Source organism: Phenylobacterium sp., assembly GCF_030654915.1.
GTDB lineage: Bacteria > Pseudomonadota > Alphaproteobacteria > Caulobacterales > Caulobacteraceae > Phenylobacterium.
In genome coordinates this window covers 24216-47106 of sequence record NZ_JAURWM010000134.1, presented here as the reverse complement: position 1 = coordinate 47106, position 22891 = coordinate 24216, and the positions used below count along the sequence as shown (strand labels likewise).

The 22891-nt window shown below is 67.0% G+C and carries 23 protein-coding genes and 1 pseudogene; 16 read left to right on the top strand and 8 right to left on the bottom strand.

The genetic code is table 11. From position 1 onward, the window contains the following. On the top strand, nucleotides 1-628 hold a 628-nt coding region (locus tag Q7T84_RS06955), incomplete at its 5' end, for a transporter (protein WP_304807073.1). Here Q7T84_RS06955 and fliP read toward each other — a convergent pair. Then, nucleotides 629-1426 (bottom strand): flagellar type III secretion system pore protein FliP, encoded by a 798-nt coding sequence (gene fliP / locus Q7T84_RS06950; protein ID WP_304807070.1) that lies wholly within the window; start codon nucleotides 1424-1426, stop codon nucleotides 629-631. It lies immediately after the preceding gene. Further along, nucleotides 1426-1713 carry a flagellar biosynthetic protein FliO gene (locus Q7T84_RS06945; RefSeq protein WP_304807068.1) on the bottom strand — a complete coding sequence of 96 codons (288 nt, stop codon included), beginning with the start codon at nucleotides 1711-1713 and terminating at the stop codon, nucleotides 1426-1428. The genes fliP and Q7T84_RS06945 overlap by 1 nt, the downstream gene beginning before the upstream one ends. 106 nt (nucleotides 1714-1819) lie before the next feature. On the opposite strand from Q7T84_RS06945, the gene flgB reads away from it, so the two are divergent. The 5 genes and pseudogenes from flgB (at nucleotide 1820) to Q7T84_RS06920 (ending at nucleotide 5311) form a co-directional block, all read left to right on the top strand. After that, nucleotides 1820-2233 (top strand): flagellar basal body rod protein FlgB, encoded by a 414-nt coding sequence (gene flgB / locus Q7T84_RS06940; protein ID WP_304807065.1) that lies wholly within the window; start codon nucleotides 1820-1822, stop codon nucleotides 2231-2233. Between the two features lie 10 nt (nucleotides 2234-2243). Next, a pseudogene (gene flgC, locus Q7T84_RS06935) lies at nucleotides 2244-2663 on the top strand (flagellar basal body rod protein FlgC). A 12-nt stretch (nucleotides 2664-2675) separates the two neighbouring features. Continuing rightward, the gene (locus Q7T84_RS06930; protein WP_304807063.1) at nucleotides 2676-2978 is read left to right on the top strand and encodes a flagellar hook-basal body complex protein FliE; all 303 of its coding nucleotides are present in this window, start codon (nucleotides 2676-2678) and stop codon (nucleotides 2976-2978) included. Nucleotides 2979-3002: 24 nt separating this feature from the next. Next, nucleotides 3003-3776, top strand: a complete 774-nt coding sequence (locus Q7T84_RS06925; RefSeq protein ID WP_304807061.1) for an ABC transporter ATP-binding protein — start codon at nucleotides 3003-3005, stop codon at nucleotides 3774-3776. Next, nucleotides 3773-5311: a glycine betaine ABC transporter substrate-binding protein gene (locus tag Q7T84_RS06920; protein ID WP_304807059.1), complete on the top strand. Its 1539-nt coding sequence runs from the start codon at nucleotides 3773-3775 to the stop codon at nucleotides 5309-5311. The genes Q7T84_RS06925 and Q7T84_RS06920 overlap by 4 nt, the downstream gene beginning before the upstream one ends. Here the strand turns inward: Q7T84_RS06920 and Q7T84_RS06915 are convergent. Next, the gene (locus Q7T84_RS06915) at nucleotides 5302-5874 is read right to left on the bottom strand and encodes an AAA family ATPase (protein WP_304807057.1); all 573 of its coding nucleotides are present in this window, start codon (nucleotides 5872-5874) and stop codon (nucleotides 5302-5304) included. The genes Q7T84_RS06920 and Q7T84_RS06915 overlap by 10 nt on opposite strands. A 135-nt stretch (nucleotides 5875-6009) precedes the next feature. On the opposite strand from Q7T84_RS06915, the gene fliQ reads away from it, so the two are divergent. The 5 genes from fliQ (at nucleotide 6010) to Q7T84_RS06890 (ending at nucleotide 11258) form a co-directional block, all read left to right on the top strand. After that, nucleotides 6010-6273, top strand: coding sequence for a flagellar biosynthesis protein FliQ (gene fliQ / locus Q7T84_RS06910; RefSeq protein ID WP_304807054.1), 264 nt, complete (start codon nucleotides 6010-6012; stop codon nucleotides 6271-6273). 18 nt (nucleotides 6274-6291) lie between these two features. Further along, nucleotides 6292-7047 (top strand): flagellar biosynthetic protein FliR, encoded by a 756-nt coding sequence (gene fliR / locus Q7T84_RS06905; protein ID WP_304807052.1) that lies wholly within the window; start codon nucleotides 6292-6294, stop codon nucleotides 7045-7047. Nucleotides 7048-7051: 4 nt separating this feature from the next. Further along, entirely contained in the window at nucleotides 7052-8140 is a 1089-nt protein-coding gene (flhB, locus tag Q7T84_RS06900; protein ID WP_304807050.1) for a flagellar biosynthesis protein FlhB, read from the top strand. A gap of 76 nt (nucleotides 8141-8216) precedes the next feature. Further along, a complete protein-coding gene (gene cckA / locus Q7T84_RS06895) occupies nucleotides 8217-10283 on the top strand; it encodes a cell cycle histidine kinase CckA (RefSeq protein WP_304807048.1) in 2067 nt (688 codons plus the stop codon). A 48-nt stretch (nucleotides 10284-10331) separates the two neighbouring features. Further along, entirely contained in the window at nucleotides 10332-11258 is a 927-nt protein-coding gene (locus Q7T84_RS06890) for a mechanosensitive ion channel family protein (protein ID WP_304807045.1), read from the top strand. On the opposite strand, the gene Q7T84_RS06885 is transcribed toward Q7T84_RS06890, so the two are convergent. Both Q7T84_RS06885 and Q7T84_RS06880 read right to left on the bottom strand, forming a co-directional pair. Continuing rightward, a complete protein-coding gene (locus Q7T84_RS06885) occupies nucleotides 11248-12462 on the bottom strand; it encodes a TIGR03862 family flavoprotein (protein ID WP_304807043.1) in 1215 nt (404 codons plus the stop codon). The genes Q7T84_RS06890 and Q7T84_RS06885 overlap by 11 nt on opposite strands. A 42-nt stretch (nucleotides 12463-12504) precedes the next feature. Then, complete coding sequence (locus Q7T84_RS06880) at nucleotides 12505-12888, bottom strand: hypothetical protein (protein WP_304807041.1); 384 nt, start codon at nucleotides 12886-12888, stop codon at nucleotides 12505-12507. A 182-nt stretch (nucleotides 12889-13070) separates the two neighbouring features. Here Q7T84_RS06880 and Q7T84_RS06875 point away from each other — a divergent pair, with 182 nt between their 5' ends. The 4 genes from Q7T84_RS06875 to Q7T84_RS06860 all read left to right on the top strand — a co-directional run bounded on the left by Q7T84_RS06875 (nucleotide 13071) and on the right by Q7T84_RS06860 (nucleotide 17750). Then, nucleotides 13071-14987 carry a DEAD/DEAH box helicase gene (locus Q7T84_RS06875; RefSeq protein ID WP_304807038.1) on the top strand — a complete coding sequence of 639 codons (1917 nt, stop codon included), beginning with the start codon at nucleotides 13071-13073 and terminating at the stop codon, nucleotides 14985-14987. Nucleotides 14988-15209: 222 nt separating this feature from the next. Next, nucleotides 15210-15968 carry a TVP38/TMEM64 family protein gene (locus Q7T84_RS06870; protein ID WP_304807037.1) on the top strand — a complete coding sequence of 253 codons (759 nt, stop codon included), beginning with the start codon at nucleotides 15210-15212 and terminating at the stop codon, nucleotides 15966-15968. Nucleotides 15969-16030: 62 nt separating this feature from the next. Next, entirely contained in the window at nucleotides 16031-17047 is a 1017-nt protein-coding gene (locus tag Q7T84_RS06865) for an NADP-dependent oxidoreductase (protein WP_304807035.1), read from the top strand. 43 nt (nucleotides 17048-17090) lie between these two features. Then, nucleotides 17091-17750, top strand: a complete 660-nt coding sequence (locus tag Q7T84_RS06860; RefSeq protein WP_370653626.1) for a YoaK family protein — start codon at nucleotides 17091-17093, stop codon at nucleotides 17748-17750. A gap of 6 nt (nucleotides 17751-17756) precedes the next feature. Here the strand turns inward: Q7T84_RS06860 and Q7T84_RS06855 are convergent, their stop codons facing one another. The 3 genes from Q7T84_RS06855 to Q7T84_RS06845 all read right to left on the bottom strand — a co-directional run bounded on the left by Q7T84_RS06855 (nucleotide 17757) and on the right by Q7T84_RS06845 (nucleotide 20771). Next, complete coding sequence (locus Q7T84_RS06855) at nucleotides 17757-17951, bottom strand: hypothetical protein (RefSeq protein WP_304807033.1); 195 nt, start codon at nucleotides 17949-17951, stop codon at nucleotides 17757-17759. A 57-nt stretch (nucleotides 17952-18008) separates the two neighbouring features. Continuing rightward, nucleotides 18009-19637, bottom strand: a complete 1629-nt coding sequence (locus Q7T84_RS06850) for an AMP-binding protein (protein ID WP_304807032.1) — start codon at nucleotides 19635-19637, stop codon at nucleotides 18009-18011. 123 nt (nucleotides 19638-19760) lie between these two features. Further along, the gene (locus Q7T84_RS06845; protein ID WP_304807030.1) at nucleotides 19761-20771 is read right to left on the bottom strand and encodes a fatty acid desaturase; all 1011 of its coding nucleotides are present in this window, start codon (nucleotides 20769-20771) and stop codon (nucleotides 19761-19763) included. 191 nt (nucleotides 20772-20962) lie between these two features. Between Q7T84_RS06845 and Q7T84_RS06840 the strand changes: the two genes are divergently transcribed. Beyond that, entirely contained in the window at nucleotides 20963-22810 is a 1848-nt protein-coding gene (locus Q7T84_RS06840) for a DUF885 family protein (protein WP_304807028.1), read from the top strand. Nucleotides 22811-22891 lie beyond the last annotated feature (81 nt).

Genomic DNA, 22891 nt, shown 5'->3' with positions numbered 1-22891 from the left:
GCGCTCTGGTCCAGGCTCGACTGAGGCCTACGCCGTCGGTGACATCCAGGTACGGCTCGGCCTGACGCAGATGATGGAGGGGCAAATCCTGTGGACGCCCTATACCCAGATCCGCGATCGCGCCGAGGGGCAGACCGTCCGAACAGAGGGGGTGGGCGATCTCACCTTCGCGGTGCGTCGGTCATTGAAGAACCCTGACGGCTCCGGGTTGTCGCTCGCCTTGCAGCCCTTTGTCTCAGCCCCGACCGGCAAGTCTGGGATCGGCGCTGGTGGCTGGCAAGGCGGCCTGATCGCGCCGATGTCGATCCCGCTGGGCGGCGACCTGTCGCTCGGCCTCGCGCCGGAGATCGACCTGCTGGCCGATAGCGATGGTCATGGAACGCACTGGGGATGGGCAGGCGCGGCCGGGCTCAGCAAGCCGTTCGGGCCGGTGACGCTGGGGTTGGAATTGTGGGCCGCCGTGGACGACGATCCGGCTGAGCGGATTACCCAGGCCTCGCTGGACCTGACCATCGCCTGGGCGCCGGCCGGCCATGAGGACCTGCAGTTCGACGCCGGTCTCTATGGCGGCCTGACCAAGGAAACTCCCGACCTGGCCGTCGGGATAGGGCTGTCGCGCCGGTTCTAGCTAGCCGCCGCCCGCGCCGCGCTGGAAGCTTTCCACCAGCGAGCCCGCCACCAGCCGCCAGCCGTCCACCAGGACGAAGAAGATCAGCTTGAAGGGCAGGGACACCACCACCGGCGGCAGCATCATCATACCCATGCTCATCAGCACGCTGGCCACCACCAGGTCGATGACCAGGAAGGGGATGAACAGCAGGAAGCCGATTTCGAAGGCGCGCTTTAGCTCCGAGATCATGAAGGCCGGGGTGACGACGTGTAGCGGGGTGTCCTGGATGGTCGCGGGCTTCTCGATCTTCGAGAGGCGGATGAACAGCGCAAGGTCGTCCTGGTCCACCTGGCCCAGCATGAAGGTTTTCACCGGCGCGCTGGCGGAGTCGAAGGCCTGGGACAATTCGATCTGCTGGTCCATCAGCGGCCGGATGCCGTCCTCGTAGGACTTCTGCAGCGTCGGACCCATGACGATGGCGGTCAGGAACAGCGCCAAGCTGATCAGCACCGCGTTCGGCGGGCTTTGTTGCAGGCCAAGGGCGGTGCGCAGCAGGCCTAGAACCACCACGATCCGCACGAAGGACGTGGTCATGATCACGATGGACGGCGCCAGCGACAGCACGGTCAGCAGACCGACCATCTGCACCACGCGTTCGGACAGTCCCGCACCGGTGCCAAGATCGATGTTTAGAGCCTGGGCCGCGGCCACCGCCGGGAAGATCAGGCTGACCAGGGTGGCCAAGGCCGACAGCCCGGCTGCGCGGCGCCAGTCGGCGGCGTCCAGATGGGTGAGGGCGGAGAAGAACTTGCGCATCAGGCGGCCGTCTTGGGTTTGCGGGCGGGCTTGGCCGGGGTCGGAAGCAGCTGTCCCTCGCCCAGCAGCAGCAGGCGTTCCTCACCGTCCAGCGAGACCACCACCAGCCGCCGCGCGGGGTCGAGCACCAGGGTCTCGACGATCGCCAGCCGGCGTTCCTTCCGGGTGGGGGTGAACCGCGCCAGGGCGTCCGGGCCGAACCGCCGCAAGGCGACGGCCGCAAGTCCGACAAGCCCCAGGGTCAGCGCCAGGGCGAAGAAGGCGCGAAGGAAATCGGCGAATGCCATGGGGGATGTTCGAATAGGGTCAGGCGGCGCGAAATCGCCGTTGGTCCTGGGTTTGCCCTGTAGGGTCTTAAGGCGCGGTTAACCCTATTTATTCACCATATTCCTTATGAACCTCGCCGAGATTCCGCTGTTTTCGATGTTGAAGGGCCGGTTCGGTCACCTCGGCGAGCGCCAACGGCTGATCTCGCAGAACGTCGCCAATTCCGACACGCCCGGCTACACGCCGACCGACCTCCAGGCCTATAGCTTCCGGGCCCAGATGCAGTCGCAGATGCGCCCGGTGACGACCCAGGCGGTGACTCAGGTCGGGCACATGGCGCCCGCGGCGCGTCCGAATACGACCTTCCGGCCGATCCAGGCCAAGGACTCCGAGACCACCCTCGATGGGAACTCGGTCGTGCTCGAGGAAGAGATGATGAAGATGGCCGAGGCGCGCATGAACTACGACGCCGCCATTAGCTTCTACCAGAAGTCGCTGGCCATGCTGCGCATGGCCAGCCGCGCGCCCGGTCGCGGTTAGGATCTCCTAGATGGCCGACATCAAACCCATGACCGGGGCCACCCAGGCCATCGCCGCCACCGCCCTTCGCGCCCAGCAGGCGCGGATGCGGGTGATCGCCTAGAACATGGCCAACGCCAATTCAGTGTCGCGCCAGCCGGGCGGGGATCCCTATCGCCGGCAGGTGCCGGTGTTCACCCCGGTCCGCACCGACGGCGGTCAGGGCGTTCGTGTCGCCAGGGTCGAGCCGGATCGCAAGGACTTCCGCAATGTCTATGATCCCGGCCACCCGTCGGCGAACCCGGCGGGCTATGTGAAGCTGCCGAACGTGGACACCCTCGTCGAGGCGCTCGACATGAAGGAAGCCCAGCGGGCCTACGAAGCCAATCTGAATGTGATTGAGACGGCGCGCTCCATGGAAATGCGCACCCTCGACATCCTCAAGAAGTAGGGCGCCTAAGCCATGATGACCGCGCTCGCCGCCGCCAAGGCCTACGCCGCCACCCAGAACACCGCGCCCATCACGCCGCCGTCGGCCGGCGCGGGCGGGCTCGACTTCGGCTCGATGGTCAAGTCGGCCATGAACGACGTCATGCACAACACCAAGGCCGCCGAGTCGCAGATCACGGCGCAGGTGCAGGGCAAGGGCGAACTGATCGACGTGGTCACCGCGATCTCGGCGGCCGAAGCCAGCCTGGAGACAGTGATGGCGGTTCGCGATCAGGTGATCAACGCCTATCAAGAAATCATGCGGATGCCGATTTGACGGATCGTGTCTAAGGTTGGTGGCATGACCCAACCGGCGATTGAACTTATCGGCATCGAGAAACGGTACGGCGCGCAGGCGGCGCTGGCCGGGGTGTCTCTGGACGTTCCGGCGGGCCAGTTCGTCGCCCTGGTCGGGGCCTCGGGCTCGGGCAAGACGACGCTGCTCAAGACCATCAACGGCCTGATTGCGCCGGACGCTGGTCAGATCAGGGTCGGAGGCGAGGACGCCGGCGCCGCGCCGCCCCATCAGCTTCGCCGCCGTATAGGCTATGTGTTCCAGGAGGTCGGGCTGTTCCCGCACCTGAGCATCGCCGAGAATATCGTCATCACCCCAAAGCTGCTCGGTTGGGAACGTGCGCGAATGACCGCGCGCGTCGAGGAACTGCTCGACCTTGTGGCGCTGCCGCGCGAAGTTGCGACCCGCGCGCCGTCGGAACTCTCGGGGGGGCAGCGCCAGAGGGTCGGGGTGGCGCGCGCGCTGGCCGCCGAACCGAAGATCATGCTGATGGATGAGCCGTTCGGCGCGCTCGATCCCCTGACCCGCGACTCGCTCGGCACCGACTACCGCGCCCTGCACGACAAGCTTGGCCTGACCAGCGTCATGGTCACTCACGACATGACCGAGGCCGTGCTGCTGGCCGACCGGATCGTGGTGCTGGAGGCCGGTTCCATTGTCGCTGACGGTCCGCCAGGAGCGCTGCTCGCCTCGACCGAAAACCCCGAGGTCCGTGCGTTGCTGGAAGCCCCGCGTCGGCAGGCCGAGCGATTGCGCCAACGCTTGGAGGCGGCCTCGTGAGCGGCCGTATCGCGCAGGCTTGGGGCCTGCTGCCCGAATATCTCGCCTGGCATGTGCTGCTCAGCGCCAGCGCCCTGGTGCTCGGACTGCTGATCAGCCTGCCGCTCGCGGTCGCCGCCAGCCGCAGCGCGCGGCTGCGCTGGCCGGTCCTGGCCTTCGCCGGCCTGATCCAGACCATTCCCAGCCTGGCCCTACTGGCCCTGTTTTACCCGCTGCTGCTGGCGCTGTCGGCCTTGAGCCAAAAGGTCTTCGGGCACGGCTTCTCGGCGCTGGGCTTCCTGCCCTCGCTGCTGGCCCTGACCCTCTACTCGATGCTGCCGATCCTGCGGACCGGGACAGCTGGTATACTCGGCGTCGATCCGGCGGTGCGCGAGGCCGCCGACGGGGTGGGCATGACGCCGCGCCAGCGCTTGTTCCAGGTCGAACTTCCGCTGGCCATGCCCGTGATCATGGCGGGCGTGCGTACCGCCGCGGTTTGGACCATTGGCGCTGCGACGCTCTCGACGCCGGTCGGCCAGACCAGCCTTGGCAACTACATTTTCGCCGGCTTGCAGACCGAGAACTGGGTGTTCGTCCTGTTCGGCTGCGCCGCCTCGGCGGCGCTGGCCATGAGCGTCGATCAGTTGCTGGGCCTGATCGAGACTGGCGCGGCGCGGCGCAAGCGCGGGCTGATGGTCGCGGGCGCGGCGCTGCTGGTGGTCGGCGTGCTGGCCGCGCTAACGCCGCTGGCCGCGCTCGGCAAGCCGTCGAGCTATGTCGTCGGGGCCAAGAATTTCTCCGAGCAGTACATCCTGGCCGAGGTGATGGCCGAGCGGCTGGAGAGGGCCGGCGCCCACGTCTCGCGCAAAGAGGATCTGGGGTCGGCGGTCGCCTACCGAGCCTTGGCGGCCGGCGAGTTGGACGTCTATATCGATTATTCGGGCACGCTTTGGACAAACGTCCTGAAGCGCGAGGACAATCCCGGCCGCGCCCAGGTCCTGGCCGAACTGACCACCGAACTGAAGAAGCGCGACGGGGTCGTGGTGCTGGGCTCGCTTGGCTTTGAGAACGCCTACGCCTTCGCCATGCGCGCCGACCGCGCCAAGGCGCTGGGGATCGTCAGCCTGGCCGATCTCGCCCGCCAGGCCCCGCGCCTGACCCTGGGCTCGGATCTGGAGTTCCTGTCACGGCCGGAGTGGAAGGCGGTCGACGCCGCCTACGGCTTCAACTTCAAGACCGAACGCTCGTTCCAGCCAACCTTCATGTATCGGGCGCTGTCGGGCGGCGAGGCCGACGTGATCTCAGCCTTCTCCTCTGATGGCCGGATCTCGGCCGACAAGTTGGTGGTGCTGACCGATCCTAGGGGTGCGCTGCCGCCCTATGACGCGGTCATCCTGATTTCGCCCAAGCGCGCGGGGGATGAGCGGTTGCTGGCCGCGCTGAAGCCGCTGATCGGCTCGATCTCGGTGGAGGCCATGCGGGCGGCCAACTACAGCGTCGATCGCGACCAGGGCAAGGCGAGCCCAGCCGAAGCGGCGCGGGCGCTTCAGCCCTGAGGCGGATCGGCGAGCGCCTGCAGAATGCGCCTCGCCGTGTCGTCGGGCTCTGAACCGGTGGTGTCGAGATCGATGGTCCAGGGGTGATGCGCATCGAGCTTGGTCAGTGTCGCGTAGCGTTCGGCCTGGCTCCCATCGCGCGCCTTTAGTCGGATGGCGCGGCCCGGTTCCTCAATGCGCGTCGCCAGTTCAGCGGACGCGCACGATAACCTGACGAGGAGGGTGTTGGCTCCACGCCGATCGGCTGTGCTCAGGATCTGTCCGGCGATCAGCCGGTCCATCGGATGGTTTTCGTTACTCACCGCATGGGTGAAGATGAAGTTGCGCTTGGGCGGCGCGAGTGTGGCGATGGTCTCGAGGACCGCAGTCCTCACCGCATGAGTGCGATCCCAAACCTCGGCCGGCAACGGTGTCTTGCCGTCCGGCTCGACGATCTCGAAGATCGGATTGTTCCAGTAGTGGTTGTCGATGAGCCGCGCGGGCATGCGCTCGGCGAGCAACTTGCCGACAGTGTACTTTCCGACACCGGGCGGTCCCATGAGGTAAACGAACGTGTTGTCCATCGGCACAGCTTAGCTCGCCGAACAGTTGGCGGCGACCCTGACGGCATCGTTCGCGGGTAGTCGTTCGTTAACCATAACTAGGCAAATTCCGCCTAGCTTGATTTCCCTGCTTCACGCGTACCCAAGAGGCCAAAGATGAACGGCGCCGAGGTTCTCGACATCGGTCGCGACGCCATCTGGCTGACCATCCAGCTTTCGGCGCCGGTGCTGATCGTCGGGCTGGTGGTCGGGGTGGGGATCGGCCTGCTGCAGGCCCTGACCCAGATCCAGGAAGCCACCCTGGTCTATGCGCCGAAGATCGTGGCCATCTTCCTGTCGCTGCTCCTGTTCCTGCCGATGATGGGCGCTCTGATGAGCGGCTTCATGCGCCAGATCGCCGCTCGCATCGCAGCGATGTAGCGGCCGTTCGGCCCGTTCATGGAAAGCTTCGCAGCCGCATCCCAGGTCTATGCAGGAGGCCTGATCTTCGCCCGCGTCGGGGCGATGGTCATGCTGTTGCCCGGCATCGGCGACACCACCGTGCCGCCGCGCGTCCGGCTGGGTTTCGCCTTTCTGATGGCCATGCTGCTGATGCCGGTGGTCGCGCGCGGCATGCCGATCCCGGCCGCCGTCTCCGGGGTCGCCGGCGCGGTGATCAAGGAAGTGATGATCGGCCTGATGATCGGCGGGATCCTGCGGATCTTCCTATCGTCCTTGACCACCACCGGCGAGATCATCTCGATCCAGACCACCCTGTCCTTCGCCCAGACCGCCGCCCCCGGCCAGGCCGCGCCCTCGACCACGCTCGGCACGTTCCTGGGTCTGATCGGCGTCACGCTGATCATGGCCACCGACCTGCACCACATGTTTCTCACCGCGATCGTCAGGTCCTATGTGTTGTTCCCGTTCGGGCGCGAAATCCCGGTGGCCGACAGCGCCCAATTGGCCGTGCAGACCGTAGCCGGCTCCTTCAGACTGGGCTTGCAGATGGCCGCCCCGGTCGTGGTCTTCTCGCTGGTCTTCAACATCGCGGCGGGCCTAGTCGGCCGGGTGATGCCGCAGTTCCAGGTGTTCTTCGTCGCCACCCCGTTGATCGTGCTGCTGGGCCTGTCGATCTTCGCCATGAGCCTCGGCGTGATCGGGATGGTCTGGCTCAACCGCTACCGCGAGCTCACCTCGCTCTTCCTGGGCTAGAGCCATGGCCGACGAACAGGACGAATCCTCCAAGACAGAAGAGGCGACAGCCACCAAGCTCCAGAAGGCGCGGGAGAAGGGGGATGTCGCCAAGACCCCGGACCTGGCCACCCTGGCTTCGTTCTCCGGCGCGGCTGCGGTCATCGCCATCGCCGGCGGCTGGATGTCGCAGAACCTGGCCAGCGCGTTGTTGCCCTTCATCGCCCACCCTGAGAGCATGAGCCTGGAGGGCCATGGCTCCATCGAGGTCGCCCGCATCGCGGTGCGCGCCGGCGCTCCGATCCTGATCACCGTGCTGGCCGTCGCCGCCTTGATGGGCGCTGGGGGGAACCTCATCCAGTCGGGGCTTATGTACAGCCCCGACAAGGTCAAGCCGGACTGGAAGAAGGTCTCGCCGTTGGCCGGCGTCAAGCGGCTCGTCGGGCTCGACAACCTGATGCAGTTCGTGAAGTCCGTGGCCAAGATCGTCATGGTCGGCTGGGTCGGTTGGGTGGTGATGAAGCCCTATCTTCATCCGCTGCGCGAGCTGGCGGCGATGGAACCGGCGGCGATGCTGCCGCTGCTGTCCGAGATCCTTCGCAAGCTGGTCTTCGCCACCGCCGCCTTGATGCTGGCTATCGCCGGGCTGGACTGGTTCTGGCAGCGCCAGCGCTTCCTCAAGCGCATGCGCATGACCAAGGAAGAGCAGAAGGAAGAATACAAGAACGCCGAAGGCGACCCCCACTTCAAGGCCAAGCGCCGGCAGATCGCGCTTCAGCGCTCACGCACCCGGATGATGGCCGCCATTCCCACCGCGACCATGGTGGTGATGAACCCGACGCACTACGCGGTGGCGCTGAAGTACGAGGCCGGCGAGACCGCCGCCCCGCAGTGCGTCGCCAAGGGCATGGACGCCATAGCCTTGAAGATCCGCGCCCTCGCCGAGGAGCATGGAGTGCCGGTGATCGAGGACCCCCCGCTGGCCCGCGCGCTCTACGCCGCCGTTGAACTCGAAGAGTTCATTCCGCCGGCCCACTACGAGGCCGTCGCCAAGCTGATCGGCTTCATCATGAGCAACAGCGCCCGCGTGGTCGCAAATGCCCGTGGCCGCTGAGAAATCGTGAGAAGATCGCGTGACTGATTCGCCAGGGGCCTTCGCCTCTTCGTCTGGGATCAACCGAGGCCTCCCTATGGCCAAGCCGCCGAACCATGATGGCGCTCGCCGCCGTTTCGATCTGCTGACGGTGTTCGCGGCCGTGTGCTTCGTCGCCGCCGTAGGCTTTGCGGCTGTGCCCGCCATTCATGCGGGTCCCTCGACGCGCGCCGGCCTGATGCTGCTGATCGGCTTGGCCGGGGTGGCGTGCCTGGGGCTGTTCGCCGTGCGCAATTCGGCGGCGCCCGCGCCTGCGGCCGAGCCTGGCGCCGACAAGCTGATCCATGCGCTGTCCGAGCCGGCGGCGATCGCCGCCGCCGACGGTCGGATTCATGCCGCCAACGCCTCGTGGAGAACGGCGCTGGGCGCCGCCGCGCGTCTGCCCAAGGGCGGTCCCTCGGCCGCCAGTCTGTTTTCAGCCCTGGCCGCCGCCCGCCGCGGTGAGACGGCCCAGGCCTCGATCCGCAACAATGGCGCCGAACATACGGCCACGGTCGCCCCGCTCGGCGAGCGCCGCTTCCTGGTGCGGCTGGCTGAGCCCGCGCCGCTGGCCCTGCCGCGCGCCGCCGCCGAGGTGTTGGACGCCTTCAACACCGCCAAGCCGCCGCCGCCCAAGGTGCTGGACGCCTTCGCCGCCGCCTCGCCGTTCGGCGCGGCGCTGCTGGACGGCGAGGACCCGTTCGCGGCCACTATCGTCGAGGCCAATCCGACCCTGTCGGCGGTCGCCGGCGGCGGCGCGGCGGGCACGGTGTTCGGAGAGTTGATCGACGCCGCCTCGCGCGCCGATGCGACCCAGAAGCTGGCCGACGGCCATGTGGGCGCCCTGGAGGTCCGGCTCGCCTGCGACAAGGCCAAGGTCGCCCATCTCTACCTCGCCAAGAGCGACGGGCGTTGGGTGGCCTATCTGGTTGATGTGTCCGAGCAGAAGCAGATCGAGCTGCAGCTCTCCCAGAGCCAGAAGATGCAGGCCATCGGCCAGCTGGCCGGCGGCGTGGCGCACGACTTCAACAACCTGCTGACCGCGATCTTCATGCAGCTCGACGTGCTGGCCCAGCGCCACCCGGTCGGCGACCCTTCCTATGAGGGGCTGAACGAGATCCGCTCCACCTCCGCCCGCGCTGCCGATCTGGTCCGCAAACTGCTGGCCTTCTCGCGCAAGCAGACCGTCCAGCGCGAGACCCTTGATCTGGGCGAACTGATCAGCGAATCCGAGGTGCTGCTGCGCCGGGTGCTCTACGAGGACGTCAAGCTCGAGACTGAATACGGCCGAAACCTGCCGCACGTCCGCGCCGACCGCAGTCAGATCGAGACCGCGGTGATGAACCTGGCGGTCAACGCCCGCGACGCCGTGCGCGCGCACGGCGGCGGCGTGGTCCGCATCCGCCTGGCCCGCCTGAGTCAGGAAGAGGCCGTGGCTCACGGCTATCCAGCCGCCCAGGGCGACCAGGCGCTGATCGAGGTGTCCGACGACGGCCCCGGTATCTCGCCAGACGTCATCGACAAGATCTTCGACCCCTTCTTTACCACCAAGCCGGTGGGCGAGGGCACGGGCCTGGGCCTGGCCACCGTCTACGGCATCGTCAAGCAGTCGGACGGTTGGATCAGCGTGGCCTCCAAGGCCGGCGAGGGCGCGGCCTTCCGTATCTTCCTGCCGGTGCATGTGCCTAGCGCCGCCGCGCCGGCCCTGGTGCCGGTGATCAAGGCGCCGCCCAAAGCGCGCGATCTGTCGGGCGCCGGCCGTATCCTGTTCGTCGAGGACGAGGACGCCGTTCGCGGCGTGGCGGCCAAGCTGCTGCGCGCGCGCGGCTACGAGGTGATCGAGGCGGCTTCGGGCGAGGAAGCCCTGGAACTGGCCGAGCAGTACGCCGGCAAGATCGACCTGATGATCTCCGACGTGGTCATGCCGGGCATGCAAGGGCCTGACCTGCTGAAGCACGCGCGTATCTACCTGGCAGGCGCGCCGGTGATGTTCATCTCCGGCTATGCCGAGGCCGAGTTCTCGAACCTGCTGGAAGGCGAGGAAAACGTCTCCTTCCTGCCCAAACCGATCGACATCAAGACGCTGGCCGAACGGGTGAAGCAGGAACTCCAGAAGGCCGCCTGACGTATTCACCGATTGGCTTTGGGCCGCCGAGGAGTGCTAAGCGACCTTATGCAGGGATTTGAAACCGAGCTGATCGAGCGTCTGCGCCAGACAGCGACGACCGACGAGAACATCCTCCACAAGTTCATCAACGCCGCGGGCGACCTGGCCGTGAACCTGGTGGTCGCGGTAATCATCCTGATTGTCACCTGGTGGGCGGCGGGCTGGGCCTCGCGGCTGATGCGCCGCCTGATCGCCAGGGTTCATCGCGGCGGCCCGCCGGACGTGACGCTGCAGAGCTTCGCCGGCTCGATAGCGCGCTATTTCGTCATCGTCGTCGGGCTGGTCGCGGTCCTGCAGCAGCTGGGCGTTCAAACCACTTCGATCCTGGCGGTCCTGGGCGCCGCCTCGCTGGCGGTCGGCCTGGCGCTGCAAGGCACGCTCAGCAACGTCGCGGCCGGCGTCATGCTGCTCTTGTTCCGTCCCTATCGCGTCGGCGACACCGTCGAGATCGGCGGTCGCACGGGCACCGTGAAGATGCTCGACCTCTTCGTCACCGAGCTGGCGACGCCTGACAATCTCAAGGTCGTGCTTCCGAACGGCAAGGTCTTTGGCGATGTCATCGTCAACACCAGCTACCACAGCCGTCGCCGGGTGGACGCGGTCTTCCGCGTCGACAACAAGCGTGACGTGCCGACTTTGTTGGCGGGCCTGAAGGCGCGAGCCGACGCCAATCCCTTGATCCTCAAGGACCCCGCGCCGAGCGTCGAGGTGACCGGCGTATCCGAGGCCTTTGTCGAGGGCGCGGTTCGCGCCTGGGTCGAATCCGGAGACTTCGGCCTCGTGAAGGCCGATCTGCTACTGGCCGCCCGGCTGCTGGCCGACGGCGCGGACGAGGCGCTTCCGCCTCTACCCCAGCCGCATGTGAAGGGGCCTCCCGCGCCGCGGAAGAAGCGCCCCTCCATCCGTGATCGCCTGAAGCATACTAGCGAGTAGCGATCACAGCCCGTGCGGCGGCGACGCCGCTCGCAAAGGCGCCTTGCAGGAGGTAGCCGCCGGTCGGCGCCTCCCAGTCCAGCATTTCGCCGACGGCGTAGACGCCGGGCGCGGAACGCAGCATCAGTCCCTCATCCAGGCTGGAGAACTGCACGCCGCCGGCGGTCGAGATCGCCCGATCAATAGGCCGAATGGCCTTAAGCGTGATCGACGTCGACTTGATCGCGCGGGCCAGGGCCCCGGCGTCCTTCGGCAGTTCGACGCCGTGACCCTCACGCAGCAGGTTGATCTCCGCCGGCGTGAGGCCGGCGGTCTTGCGCAGCAGATTGGTGGTCGATTGGCCGCTGACGACCTTGTGCAGTCGGTCGGCCAGTTTAGGGCGGCTGACGTCGGGGCGCAGGTCCACTTCCAGCACCGCCGAGCCGTCCCGCGAGATCGCCGCGCGCAGATCGGCTGATAGCGCATAGACCGCTCCGCCCTCGATCCCATAGTCGGCGATCATCGCCTCGCCCCGGACGGTGCGGCCGTCGAAGCTGAGGGCGATGTTCTTCAGCGGATGACCGGCGAAGCGGGTGCGGAACACCTCGCTCCAAGCGACGTCGAACCCGCTGTTGGCTGCCTGGAAGGGCGCAAGCTCGACGCCGCGTGCGGTCAGCGTCTCGGCCCAGGCGCCGTTTGAACCGAGCCGTGGCCAGCTTGCGCCGCCGAGCGCCAAGATGGTCGCGTCCGGCCGCGCGGTCTCGACCTCGCCATCCTCGGCGTGAAAGACCAGGTCGCCGGCCTCGTTCCAGCCGCGCCAATCGCGCCGGGTGCGGAACTCCACGCCCTGGGCGGTCAGCCGCGCCAGCCACGCCCGGAGCAGGGGAGAGGCCTTCAGCGCGCGCGGGAAGATCCGGCCGCTGGACCCGATGAAGGTTTCCTGGCCCAGGCCCTCGACCCAGGCGATCAGGTCGGCGGGGGTGAAGGCTTCGAGCAGGGGCTGAAGCCGTTTGGTCTGGGCGCCATAGCGCGTGACGAAGGCCGCGAAGTCCTCGGAGTGGGTCAGGTTCAGCCCGCCGCGCCCGGCCATCAGGAACTTGCGGCCAAGCGTCGGCATGCGGTCATAGACGACGACCGAGACGCCAGCGGCGCTCAGCACCTCGGCGGCCATCAGGCCAGCCGGACCGCCGCCGACGACGGCGACATTTTCAATTCGTTGGGTCATGGCGGCAGGTCACGCGCCTATTTGGCCATGAATGTCCAGCGATTAGGGTGCGAAGCTTGATCTGGCCTTCACGCCCCAGTGGCCGTTTTCGCAGGTGATCACGTAGATCGAGTCAAAGCCGCCGATCACCGAGCCGTCCTTGCGATAGCGGGTGAAGCGCGTATCCAGATGAACCTTGTCGGCCCCGGCGTGAATCACCTCGCGACGTTCCCAGGCCGAATGGTCCCAGTCCGACAGCGGCCCGCGCTCGAACATTTCCGGCTGATGATAACCAGGCTCGATCAGGGCCAGGGTGTTGGAGGCCAAGCGGATGCTGGGAAAGTTGAAGGTCGCTTCGAAGGCCGGCAAGTCACGGGCATTGAAGGCGGTCATGAAGGCGTCGGTCACGGCCATGGCCGCGGCGATCTCGGTCTCGTAGGCAGGCATCGGAACTCCCTTTTTGGGGCCAGCTTGCCTGCTCCGGGCAGGTAAAAATAGCTGTTTCCGCCCTGCGGCCCTTCCGCACCAGTTAACGAATTCCTTGCTCGAAGGCTTGCCGTAACGTCTTCCTTGGCCTCTAAGGCGCGCCCGCGCGTTCTTTGTGTGTGGCGCGAACCGACAGGACGACAATGGCCTTCCCCGACATCCACCCCGCCTTGGCGCGCGCGCTCGCGAGCCAGGGCTACGCCGAACCCACCCCCGTTCAAGCCGCGGTGCTGGCTGAAGAGGCCGCGGGCCGCGACCTGCTGGTCTCGGCCCAGACCGGTTCAGGCAAGACCGTCGCCTTCGGCCTGGCCGCCGGCCCGACCCTGCTGGGCGAGGAAGCCCGGTTCGGCAAGCCCGGCGCGCCGCTCGCCCTGGTGATCGCCCCGACCCGCGAACTGGCCATCCAGGTCAGCCGCGAGCTGACCTGGCTCTACGCCGACTCCGGCGCGAAGGTGGAAACCTGCGTCGGCGGCATGGACCCGCGCCGCGAGAAGTTCGCTCTTCAGGACGGCGTCCACATCCTGGTCGGCACGCCGGGCCGCCTGAAGGACCACCTTGAGCGCGGCAACCTTGATCTGGGCTCGCTGCGCGTCCTCGTCCTCGACGAGGCCGACGAGATGCTCGACATGGGCTTCCGCGAAGACCTCGAGGAAATCCTCGATTCTTCGCCTGTCGACCGCCGCACCCTGCTGTTCTCGGCGACGATCGCCAAGGAAATCGCGGCGCTGGCCAAGCGCTATCAGAAGAACGCCCTGCGCATCGACACCGTGCGTCGCGATGAGCCGCACGGCGATATCGAGTACCGCGCCATCCGCGTGGCGCCGAACGAGATCGAGCTGGCCGTCGTCAACGTGCTGCGCTTCTACGAATCTCCCGGCGCCTTGGTGTTCTGCAACACCCGCGAAGGCGTGCGTCACATGCATGCGGCCCTGCGTGAGCGCGGCTTCGCCGTCGTCGGCCTGTCCGGCGAACTCGGCCAGCGTGAACGTTCCGAAGCGCTGCAAGCTTTGCGCGACGGTCATGCCCGTGTCTGCGTCGCCACCGACGTCGCCGCTCGCGGCCTCGACCTGCCGGACCTCGGCCTCGTGATCCACGCCGACATTCCGATCAACAAGCCGGGCCTGCTGCACCGTTCGGGCCGAACGGGCCGCGCGGGCAAGAAGGGCATCTCGGTTCTGCTGGTGTCCTACACCCGGCGCCGCAAGGCCGAGCAACTGCTGGCCTCGGCCGGCATCGAGGCCCATTGGCAAGGGCCGCCGACCGCCGACGAGATCCGCGCGAAGGACCAGACGCGCCTGCTGCAGGACCCGATCCTGACCGAGCCGATGGCCGAGGAAGACCTGGCGCTCGCCAAGCTGGTGCTGGAAAACCGCAGCGCCGAAGAGGTGGCCGCGGCCTTGATCCGTCTGCATCGCCAGCGCCTGCCGTCGCCGGAAGAGCTTTATGACGACGCGCGGATGCGCGACTCCCAGAGCCGTGATCGCGAGCGCCCGGTGCGTGGCGGCGACCGCTATGATCCAGCCGATCGTGACGGCGGCCCTGTCGGTCGCCCGCCGCGCATGGCGCCGGAAGACGCGACCTGGTTCCGCATCAGCGTCGGTCGTGACAAGAACGCCGACCCGAAATGGCTGATCCCGATGATTTGCCGGCTGGGCCATGTCACCAAGAAGGACATCGGCTCGATCAAGATCTTCGACCGGGAAACCAAGTTCGAGATCTCCAAGGAAGCCGAGCCGAAGTTCGCCGCCGCCGTGAAGGCGACCGTGGCCGACGAGATCAAGATCGAACCCTCCTCGCCTCCGGGCGGCCCGACCTCGCCGCCGCGTGGTGGTCAGGGCCGCAAGGGCCCGCCGACCGGCGAGCGTCCGTTCCGCAAGGGACCTCCGGGCGAGGGCAAGCCGGCGTTCCGCAAGGGCCCGCCCGGTGAAGACCGCCCGCCCTTCCGCAAAGGCCCGCCGCGTGACGGCGCCAAGCCCGCGTTCAAGGGACCTCCGGGCGCGCCCGGCCCCAAGGCCGGCAAGCCGCCGTGGAAGAAAAAGGGCAACGACGAGCGCCGCTAGAGCGCTTTTCGGCGAAGCGCACACCGGTTCGACGCCAGAAATCACGACAAAGTAAGAGGCCAGAGCACGGCTCCGATTCTATCGGAGCGAGTAGCGCTCTGACCGTCTTCGTCCGGTCACAAACTCATAGCTAGGATCGTCGCGGGTTCCGCGGCGGTCCTGGGTTGTGATTCGCCCAGATGTTCGGAGCCCCTGAGGTCTGAGCCCAGGGGAGATGGCGAGGTGACGCGCCAGACGACCGAGGTCGAGACGGGGCGCCGCGAGGTTCTGCGGACGCTCGCCCGCTGGGGTCCGGCTCTGCTGCTGATCGCCGTAACGGCCTGGCTCTATGCCACTGGCTTGGCGACCGACATCTCGCTCGACAATCTCCAGGCCCATGAAATCCGATTGCGCGGGGAGGTGGCGGCCCACCCGGTATTGGCCTTGACGGTGTTCACTGCGCTCTACGCCGTGGCGACCGCGGCCTTCGTGCCGGTCGGTCTGGTCATGATGCTGGCGGGCGGCTTCCTGTTCGGTCCGCTGGTCGGCGCGCTCGCCACTATCGTCGGATCAACGGCTGGCGCGATCATGGCCTATGTGGCCGCGCGGTTCGCCGCGGGCGATCACATCCGCAACCGTCTGGCGGCGAGCCGGCTGCGAAGGCTGGTTGGGGGCTTCGAGCGTGCGCCCTTCGGTTATCTGCTGACCCTTCGCTTGGCGCCGCTTAGCCCGTTCGGCCTAGTCAATGTGGCGGCCGGCTGCGCTCGTGCGCCATTCCGCCCCTATGTGGCGGCGACCGCGCTGGGGGCTGTTCCCCACTCGTTGATCTACAGCTATCTCGGCGCTGGCCTGGGCGGGGCCTTCCTGACCGGCCGACCGCCGACCGTCGCCATCCTGCTGACCCCGACTATCGCCTGGCCGTTGACCGCCCTGGCGGTGGTCTCGTTGCTGGCCGCGCGTATGGGCCGACGTGATCGGGCGGCCCCAGGCCAGGTCGGCTAGAATGCTCGACTTCCCCTACGGCGCGGCGGCATGATCCTGGTCGCTTAGCGAAGGGGAACGTCATGCCGATCAATCGCCAATGGGTCCTGCGTCATCGTCCGACCGGTGAGATCGGTCCTGACGATCTCGAACTGATCGAAAGCGTCACACCGGAACTGAAGGACGGCGAGGTCCTGGTCCGGAACATCTATCTCTCCCTCGATCCCACCAACCGCATCTGGATGAGCGATCAGGACCAGTACCTGCCGCCGGTGCAGATCGGAGAGGTGATGCGCGGTGGGGTCATCGGGGTGGTCGAGCAGTCGCGCTCGGCGAGCCTGCCGGTCGGGGCGATCGTCAATCCCGGCCTTGGCGGCTGGCAGGACTACACCGTGGCGCCGGAGGCCATGGCGCGCCGGACGCCGCACATCCCCGGGGTCCCGTTGACCGCCTATATGAGCGTGCTCGGCGCGACCGGCCTCACCGCCTATTTCGGTCTGATGGATATCGGTAAGCCCCAGCCGGGCGAGACGGTAGTGGTCTCCGCCGCGGCCGGCGCGGTCGGCTCCATCGTCGGCCAGATCGCCAAGTTGAAGGGCTGCCGGGTCATTGGGATCGCCGGCGGACCGGAGAAGTGCCGTTGGATCACCCAGGACCTCGGCTTCGATGGGGCGATCGACTACAAGTCAGAGGATGTCGGCGAGGCCCTGGGCCGGCTTGCCCCGAATGGCGTGGACATCAACTTCGAGAACGTTGGCGGCAAGGTCATGGACGCCGTCATGGGTCACATGAACAACCATAGCCGCATGCCGCTGTGCGGGATGATCTCGGCCTATAATATCGAGGGTCCGGTGCCTGGTCCGACCGACTTCGCTCGGGTTCTGATGCGCCGCATCCATATCCAGGGCTTCATCGTTATCGACTACCTGCCGCGCGCCGCCGAGGCGATGGCCGAGTTGGCCCCATGGGTCGCCTCGGGTCAGGTCAAGTGGAAGGCTCATGTCGAGGATGGGTTGGAGAACGCCGTCACCGCCGTCCAGCGGCTGTTCACCGGCGATCACGACGGCAAGCTGCTGGTTCGCGTGTCGCCCGAGCACTAGTCGTTGTGAGCCTTGAACGGCAACGCCTGCGTGGGGAGACGGCATCCTGAGACGCTATGATCGTCGGGTCAGGCTTCTGGCCTCGGCTCTCTCGGCTGCGGCCGGCTATGTGGATGCAGTCGGCTTCCTGATGACCGGGGGGTTCTTCGTCTCGTTCATGAGCGGAAACTCCACCCGGCTGGCGGTCGGTCTGGCCGATCACGCCGCCTATGCTGGTCTCGCACTTGCTCTGATCGTCCTTTTCGTGGTCGGCGTGGCGATTGGCGCGTTGGTCGGGCGGGTGGCGAAAGATCGCCGCGGCGTCGCCGTTCTCGCGCTGGTCGCGCTGTTGCTCGCAGGCGCGGCCACGTTGGCCTCTTGCGGCGCCGATCGCTTCGCGGTCTTGATGCTCGCGCTGGCGATGGGCGCGGAGAACACCATCTTCACCGAGGACGGGGAGGTCAGGATCGGACTGACCTACATGACCGGCACGCTCGTGAAGCTCGGCAAGCGGATCACGGCCGCGTTGCTCGGCGAGGATCGCCTGGGCTGGGCGCCCTATCTCCTCTTGTGGCTTGGGCTCGTGGTGGGCGCCGCCCTTGGCGCCACGGCTTATCACTACGTCGGTTCGCAAGCGCTCTGGGCGGCCGCGTGTGTCATGGCGCTGCTGGCGATGATCGCCGCCAGATTGCGCATCGGTGATGCGTCGGCCGCGGCTTCCTAGGCGGCGTTAGAAGCTGCTGCGGCCGTGGGTCGGGCCGGCCTTGGGGATTTCCGGGCGGACGGCTTTCAGGCACTCCGAATAGGTGGTGAGCAGCCAGGCGCGGTCAGGGCCGCCGGCCGCCAACGCGCCGCCCTCGATCGCCAGGACGTCGCGCATGAGCTGGTAGGCCACCGCTTCCGGTGTCTGCGGTGTGTCGGCCATGGTTGTTCCTTTGTCTGGGGCGAGCCTGGGCCTCAGACATGAAGGAATTGGCCGAACCTAGGCGGTCACGCCCAAGGCCAGCAGGGCCCGCTCGCGCGAAGCCTTGTAGTCGACCTTGCCGTTGGGCGCCCGGCCGATGCTCTCGACCACCACTAGTTCGCGCGGGGCCTTGTAGGCTGCGAGGCGGGTCTTCACGTGGCCGGACATCTCTTCCAGGGTCGGCGCGCCGACGGATGGGTCGGGCTCGACCACCGCGCAGATGCGCTCGCCGAACCGGGCGTCGGGGATGCCCACCACCACCGCGTCACGGACCGCCGGATGGGTTTTCAGAGCCTCCTCGACCTCCTCGGGGAAGACCTTCTCGCCGCCGGTGTTGATGCACTGGCTGCCGCGTCCGAGCAGCTTCAGGGTGCCGTCGAGATTGACCTCGGCCCAGTCGCCGGGGACGCTCCAGCGTTGGCCGTCCAGGGTCTGGAAGGTCTTGGCGCTTTTCTCGGGGTCCTTGTAGTAGCCGGTCGGCAGGAAGCCGCAGACCGCGACCAGGCCGCGCTCGCCCGAGCCCGGTTCGACCCTGTGGCCCTCTTCGTTGAAGACCGCGCAGTTGGGGCCGAGCATGAACGCCGCCGTCGCCGCCTCGGCGCCCGGCGCGGAGGCCGAGGCCCCCAGGCCGACAGCCTCGGACGAGCCGAAGCTGTCCATGATCATCGCGTTGCGGGCATAGGAAAGCAGGCCGCGCTTGTTCTCCTGGCTCCACATCGAGCCTGACGAACTCATCGCCTTGATGTGGGAGAGGTCCCAGCGGTCGGGATTGGCTTCCAGCGCCTCCAGCATCGGGGTCGAGAAGGCCAAGCCGACGATGACGATGTTGTCGGCGTGCAACCGCACCGCTTCGTCCCACAGCTCCATGGCGTTGAACTGGCGCGAGGGCAGGGAGGCGACCGCGCCGCCGATGTTCAGGGTGATGAATGCGGAGAACTGCCCCGTGCCGTGCATCAGCGGACAGCAGACCAGGGTTGTCGGCTGCTCATAGGTGGAGAGCCGGTCGCCGACATCCTCCACCTGTTCCAGCGGCGGCAAACCCATAAGGGCATGGCCGCCGGCGCCAATGACGTTGAACAGGTCGTCCTGCCGCCACATCACGCCCTTGGGCATGCCGGTGGTGCCGCCGGTGTAGAGCAGCATCAGGTCGTCAGGCGTCCGGCCCCAGGGCGCCTTGAACGGATGGGGCGCCTCCGCGGCGACGATGGTGTCGTAGTCGTCGGCCCAGGATGGGCAGGCATGGCCGGGCTCGGCGACGGCGATCCAGCGCTTCACCTGCGGCAGCTTGGCGCGCAGCGGCTCCAGCGTCTCGGTGAAGCCGGCGTGGAAGATCACGGCCTGCGCGTCGGCGTTGTCGAACAGATAGGTCAGCTCCTCGCCGCCATATCGGTAGTTGGTGTTGATCGGGGCCATGCCGGCCTTGAAGGCGGCGTAGTAGGTCTCGAGATACTCGGGGCCGTTGTAGAGATAGGCCGCGACCTTGGCGTCGGAGGTCAGCCCACTGGCGACCAGATAGGCGGCCAGGGCGTCGGCGTGGGCGTCGAACTCGCCCCAGGTCACCACCCGGTCGGCCTGGATCAGGGCCGGCTTGTCGGGCTGCCGGGCGGCGATCGCCTCCCAGACGTCAGCGAATGTCCACGCGCTCACGGTCTCTCTCCCACATATAGTCTTCTTATGGGGGGAAGTTGGTGGGCAGCGGCGGCGGGGTGTCAACTCTGACGCGGGGGCAGGCGCCCGGCGCGTCCCTTTCCCCAAGGGGCGAGGAGCAGGTTACGCTAGGCGCTCACGGCCGCGGATGTCGCGGAACGACACGAGCCGTTCGGCGGCCTCGTCCCACAGGGCCAGGCGGGCGTTCTTGAAGCTGTCCCAGAGGCCGATGCGGCTGACATCCCGAAGCTCAGGATGGTCCTTCAGCACCTGGGGCAGGCGGTAGAAGGGAATGCGGCTCGACAGGTGGTGGACGTGGTGGATGCCGATGTTGGCGGTCAGCCAGCGCAACGGTTGGGGCAGGTCGTAGTGCGAGGAGCCGTGCAGGGCCGCCTCGTCACGCTTCCACTGCTTGTTCCGCGACCAGGACACGCCCTCGTACTGGTGCTGAACGAAGAACAGCCAGACCCCGATGGTGGCGGCGATCACCATGGTGGTGAAGTTCACCAGCACGACCGGCGCGACCCCGATCAGCCACATCATGATCCCGACGCCGGCGGCGATGATCGCGGTGTTGCCGAGGGTCGAGACCCAGGTCCGCCAGTCCTTCATCATGCCGACCGGCACGCGCTGCTGCAGGAAGAATACGAACGTCGGACCGATGCCGAACATCACCACCGGGTTGCGGTAGAGCCGGTAGCCCAGCCGCTTGATCGGCGGCAGGGCCAGATACTCGTCCACGGTCAGCATCTCGATCACGCCCAGGCCGCGGCGGTCCAGATTTCCGGAGGTGGCGTGGTGCATCGCGTGGGTGCGGCGCCAGTAGTCGTAGGGGGTCAAGGTCAGCAGGCCGATTGAGCGGCCGACCCACTCGTTGGCGGCCTTGGCCTCGAAGAATGAGCCGTGCCCGCAGTCGTGCTGGATCATGAACAACCGCACCAGGAAGGCGGCGGCCGGCACAGTCAGCAGCAGGGCCAGCCACCAGAGGCCGAAATACATCGCCACCCAGCCGAGCGCCCACAGCGTCGCCAAGGCCGACGCAGTCACCACCAGTTCAAAGATGCTGCGCGCCAGGACCGGGCGCTTGTAGTCGGCGAGCTTGCGGCTCCAGTCGGCAGGCTTGGTGTCAGGCACGTGGGTAGGCTTCCAAAAGGGGATAGGCCGCTTCCTACTCGCAGAATGGGGTTCTTCTGCGACAGGTCGATAACGATCGCGCGCCCGCATTACGGCGAATTAACAATTTGCGCCACGCCGCGTTGTTGCAGCGCTGGGCCAGCTCCGAGATAGAAAGGTCACAAATGTAACGAGTTCGGGGAGGGTGCTACATGCAAAGCCGCCGTCAACTTCTTCTGTCCGCCGGCGCCATGGCCGCCTTGGCTGGCTGCGCCAGCACCGCCGAGCCGGTGGCGACGACTACGCCGGCCGTGCCGCTTACCCCCTCTACCCCCAGTGCGACCGCGCAACTGGCGAAGTACCTGGACCAAATCTTCGAGCAAGCGCTGGACGACTCACCGCAACTCGTCACCGGGCTTGGCCTCGACTCCGGCGCGCGGACCCAGGCGAAGTGGAAGCTCGACAGCGCCTCGCTCGCCGAAAAGGCTAAGCAGAAGGCGCTCAACACCGAGCAACTGCGCCAGCTCAAGGCCATCGACCGCTCGCAGCTCTCGGGCATGGCCGCGGTCAACTACGACAGCCTGATGTTCAGCCGTCAGACCAATGATGCGGCCAACCAGCGGTTCGACTACGGCTATCTCGGCGCCGGCCAGCCCTACATGCTGTCCCAGCTAAACGGCTCCTATCAGTCCACGCCTGACTGGCTCGACAACCAGCACCGGATCGAGACCAAGGACGACGCCGACGCCTATCTGTCGCGGCTCTCCGACTTCGCCATGGTCATGGACCAGGAGACTGAGCGAGCCCGGCGCGACATCGGCGCGGGCGTGATCCCGCCGGACTTCGTGATTGAGCGGGCGCTGGGCCAGATGGCCGGCCTGCGCAGCGCGCCGGGGGCCTCGCCGCTGGTCACCTCGGTGACGCGCCGGGCCAAGGAGAAGGCCATCGCCGGCGACTATGAAGGCCAGGCGGCCAAGATCTATTCGGACAAGGTGCTGCCCGCGCTGGAGCGCCAGATCGCGCTCTTCAAGGAAACCCAGGGCAAGGCCGTCCACGACGCCGGCGTCTGGCGGCAGCCCGACGGCGAGGCTTACTATGAGCATGCCCTACACGACTCCACGACGACACGGCTGACCGCCGATGAGATCCACAACATCGGCCTGGAACAGGCCAAGGAGTTGAACGCCCGCGCTGAGGTGTTGCTGCGCGCCCAGGGCATGACCCAGGGCTCAGTAGGGGCGCGGATCCAAGCGCTCTACAAGAACAAGACGTACCACTACCCGAACACCGACGCCGGCAAGGAGAAGCTGCTGGCCGACCTGATGGTGCAGGTCAACGCGATGTCAAAGCGCTTGCCTCAGTACTTCGGTACGCTTCCCAAGGCGCCGCTGGAGATCAAGCGGGTGCCGAAGTTCATCGAGGCCGGCGCGCCGGGCGGCTACTACAACCAGCCCTCGCTGGATGGCTCGCGGCCGGGGATCTACTGGATCAACCTGCGCGACACCGCCGAATATCCGAAATGGGCCCTGCCGACCCTGACCTATCATGAGGGCGTCCCAGGCCATCACCTCCAGCTGTCCCTGCAACAGGAAGCCGATCTGCCGATGATACGGCGGGCGACCTTCCTCTCGGCCTATGGCGAGGGCTGGGCGCTCTACTCCGAGGAGCTGGCCCGCGAGATGGGCGTCTATGAGGACAACCCGCTGGGCGAGATCGGCTACATCCAGTCCTCGTTGTTCCGCTCGGCGCGGCTGGTGGTCGACACCGGCATCCACGCCAAGCGTTGGAGCCGCGAGAAGGCGATCGAGACCATGAGCTCGATCGACGGGTCGCCGAAGAGCGCCGCCACCACTGAGATCGAGCGCTACTGCGTCTGGCCTGGCCAAGCCTGCAGCTACATGGTCGGCAAGCTGGAGTGGCTGCGCCTGCGGGCCAAGGCCAAGGCGGCGATGGGGCCGAAGTTCGACATCCGCCAGTTCCACGACGCGGCCCTGCTGTCAGGGGCCATGCCGCTGACGGTGCTGGAGTCGGTGGTGGACCAGTACGCGGCGAGCGTCTGAGCGTTCACCGCTTTGCGCCGTTTGGGCGGAAAGAGGCGAGGCTGAGCCGCTGCTTGCGCCATCAGGTGTTCATGGGTCCCG

Bases quoted from the DNA above. Each gene is read 5' to 3' on its own strand.
- fliP (WP_304807070.1), bottom strand. From the start codon at position 1,426: ATGCGCAAGTTCTTCTCCGCCCTCACCCATCTGGACGCCGCCGACTGG.
- Q7T84_RS06945 (WP_304807068.1), bottom strand. From the start codon at position 1,713: ATGGCATTCGCCGATTTCCTTCGCGCCTTCTTCGCCCTGGCGCTGACC.
- flgB (WP_304807065.1), top strand. From the start codon at position 1,820: ATGAACCTCGCCGAGATTCCGCTGTTTTCGATGTTGAAGGGCCGGTTC.
- Q7T84_RS06930 (WP_304807063.1), top strand. From the start codon at position 2,676: ATGATGACCGCGCTCGCCGCCGCCAAGGCCTACGCCGCCACCCAGAAC.
- Q7T84_RS06925 (WP_304807061.1), top strand. From the start codon at position 3,003: ATGACCCAACCGGCGATTGAACTTATCGGCATCGAGAAACGGTACGGC.
- Q7T84_RS06915 (WP_304807057.1), bottom strand. From the start codon at position 5,874: ATGGACAACACGTTCGTTTACCTCATGGGACCGCCCGGTGTCGGAAAG.
- fliQ (WP_304807054.1), top strand. From the start codon at position 6,010: ATGAACGGCGCCGAGGTTCTCGACATCGGTCGCGACGCCATCTGGCTG.
- fliR (WP_304807052.1), top strand. From the start codon at position 6,292: ATGGAAAGCTTCGCAGCCGCATCCCAGGTCTATGCAGGAGGCCTGATC.
- flhB (WP_304807050.1), top strand. From the start codon at position 7,052: ATGGCCGACGAACAGGACGAATCCTCCAAGACAGAAGAGGCGACAGCC.
- cckA (WP_304807048.1), top strand. From the start codon at position 8,217: ATGGCCAAGCCGCCGAACCATGATGGCGCTCGCCGCCGTTTCGATCTG.
- Q7T84_RS06890 (WP_304807045.1), top strand. From the start codon at position 10,332: ATGCAGGGATTTGAAACCGAGCTGATCGAGCGTCTGCGCCAGACAGCG.
- Q7T84_RS06885 (WP_304807043.1), bottom strand. From the start codon at position 12,462: ATGACCCAACGAATTGAAAATGTCGCCGTCGTCGGCGGCGGTCCGGCT.
- Q7T84_RS06880 (WP_304807041.1), bottom strand. From the start codon at position 12,888: ATGCCTGCCTACGAGACCGAGATCGCCGCGGCCATGGCCGTGACCGAC.
- Q7T84_RS06875 (WP_304807038.1), top strand. From the start codon at position 13,071: ATGGCCTTCCCCGACATCCACCCCGCCTTGGCGCGCGCGCTCGCGAGC.
- Q7T84_RS06865 (WP_304807035.1), top strand. From the start codon at position 16,031: ATGCCGATCAATCGCCAATGGGTCCTGCGTCATCGTCCGACCGGTGAG.
- Q7T84_RS06855 (WP_304807033.1), bottom strand. From the start codon at position 17,951: ATGGCCGACACACCGCAGACACCGGAAGCGGTGGCCTACCAGCTCATG.
- Q7T84_RS06840 (WP_304807028.1), top strand. From the start codon at position 20,963: ATGCAAAGCCGCCGTCAACTTCTTCTGTCCGCCGGCGCCATGGCCGCC.